This is a genomic window from Xenorhabdus sp. PR6a (genome assembly GCF_028599065.1).
GTDB classification, from domain to species: Bacteria; Pseudomonadota; Gammaproteobacteria; order Enterobacterales; family Enterobacteriaceae; genus Xenorhabdus; species Xenorhabdus doucetiae.
This window is the reverse complement of the sequence record NZ_JAQRFJ010000146.1, coordinates 1-1,802: the sequence shown is the minus strand read 5'-3', so window position 1 is coordinate 1,802 and position 1,802 is coordinate 1. Positions and strand designations below refer to the sequence as shown.

Here is a 1,802-nt window from a genome sequence, read left to right as displayed (position 1 = left end):
GTTTCCTCTTGGGTTGCAGGGTCACTTTTAACTACAGCTGCTTTTTTAGGTGGAAGTATTATTGCTGTTGCGGGAATAGTTTTAGCTGTTGGAATTCTAGTGGCTATTGGTTTAGATCTTGTTGATAAGCAATATGGAATAAGTGAAAAACTAATAGCTCTCCTAAAAGAAGCAATGAAGAGAAAGCCAAGAACACAGGAAGTAGACTTACAATATTTTTTTAATACGATGGGAAGAATTAGGTGAATAGCAAATATTTAAAAGCATTGGGTGGAGTAATATTGTTATTATTCCTTACATTCCTGATGTACTTCGTTATCAAATCTGCTGTTTCATTAGTATTAATGAAAGATGAAATAACATTCTCCGGCGCAGTTATTATAAGCATTCTATCTTTCCCTATAATATTTTACTCTTTATCAGGATCTATTTTTTTCTTTATCTTTGATAGACTACCTAAATTTAACAAGATAGTTGTTAAATATCTTAGTAGGTTGATGATTGCATCATTTATAATTGGTTTTCCTATATCTTTTTATGTTGATTATAAGTTAAAAAGTGATGGTTATCTGACATGCGATAAATTATCGTGGATGTCACCAACCACCTATGTAAAAGATTTATCACTGTGTAAATGAAAAAGTTTGTAAATATTCCGTCCTCATGTTTTCGCAAGTTTAGCCTCTGAATGTCAGGGGCTTTTTTATCATTTTTCATGATGTTAAATAGTGTTTTAAGCAGAATAACCAACCACAAAACACCATGAAAAAGCTACTTGAATTACGCCAGCAAAAGACAACCCTCACTGAACAAATGCGCTTGCTTCTCACCAACGCTGAAAACGAAAAACGTTCACTCAATGCCGATGAAGCCAAACAGTTCGACTAACTGCGCAGCCAGTCCGATGCATTGAACGCAGAAATTGCCCGCTACGAAGCCTTATCTGATGAAGAGCGCCATCAGGCGAAGACCCAGCCGACCAGCGAAAAACTCAGCAACGACGAACTGCGCCACTATATCGTGACCGGAGAGACTCGCACCTTGTCTACGAGTGTCCCGTCAGAGGGCGGCTATACCGTTATCCCCGAATTGAACAAACAAATCATGCAGCAATTGGCGGATGAGTCGGTCATGCGCCGGATCTGTACCCTCAAGACCACACGCAGCAACGAATACAAACAGTTGGTTTCTGTCGGTGGCGCAGCGGTAGCCCACGGGGAAGAGGGCAAGGCACGCGGTGAGACAGTCACGCCGAAAATGGAAGAAGTCAGCATTAAGCTGTTCCCGATTTACGCTTACCCTAAAACCACGCAAGAAATCATCGACTTTAGCGACGTGGATATCTTGGGCTGGCTGACCTCAGAAATTGCAGATACCTTCGTCGATACCGAAGAAACCGATCTTGTCAGCGGTGACGGCAGCAAAAAAGCCAAGGGTTTCTTGTCTTATCCCCGTGATACCCAAGCCGACAAAACGCGCGCTTTTGGCACCCTGCAAAAGCTGGAAGTGGCCACCCTTGAAGCCGACAGCCTGATTGACCTTAAGTTCCTGCTTAAGAACAAGTACCGCAAGAATGCCGTCTGGGTGATGAACTCCACGAGCGCCGCCAAGGTACAGAAGCTGAAAAACGGCAACGGGGATTATATCTGGCGGGAACGTTTGCAAGCCAGTGATCCGGATATGCTGCTGGGCTTGCCTGTCCACTATCTTGAATTTATGCCGGATAACGTTATCGGTCTGGGGGACTTCAAGCGCGGTTACTTCATCGTTGACCATGAAACAGGTACCCGCACCCATCCCGA

Annotated in this window: 1 protein-coding gene and 2 pseudogenes; all 3 read left to right on the top strand. The window is 43.5% G+C overall.

Annotated elements, in window-relative coordinates:
* Positions 1 to 246 (top strand): annotated as a pseudogene (locus tag PSI15_RS17895) (hypothetical protein); the annotation flags it as partial.
* A complete protein-coding gene (locus PSI15_RS17890; protein WP_273584690.1) occupies positions 243 to 638 on the top strand; it encodes a DUF1240 domain-containing protein in 396 nt (131 codons plus the stop codon). The pseudogene PSI15_RS17895 and the gene PSI15_RS17890, both read left to right, overlap by 4 nt.
* A 124-nt stretch (positions 639 to 762) precedes the next feature.
* Positions 763 to 1,802 (top strand): annotated as a pseudogene (locus tag PSI15_RS17885) (phage major capsid protein); the annotation flags it as partial.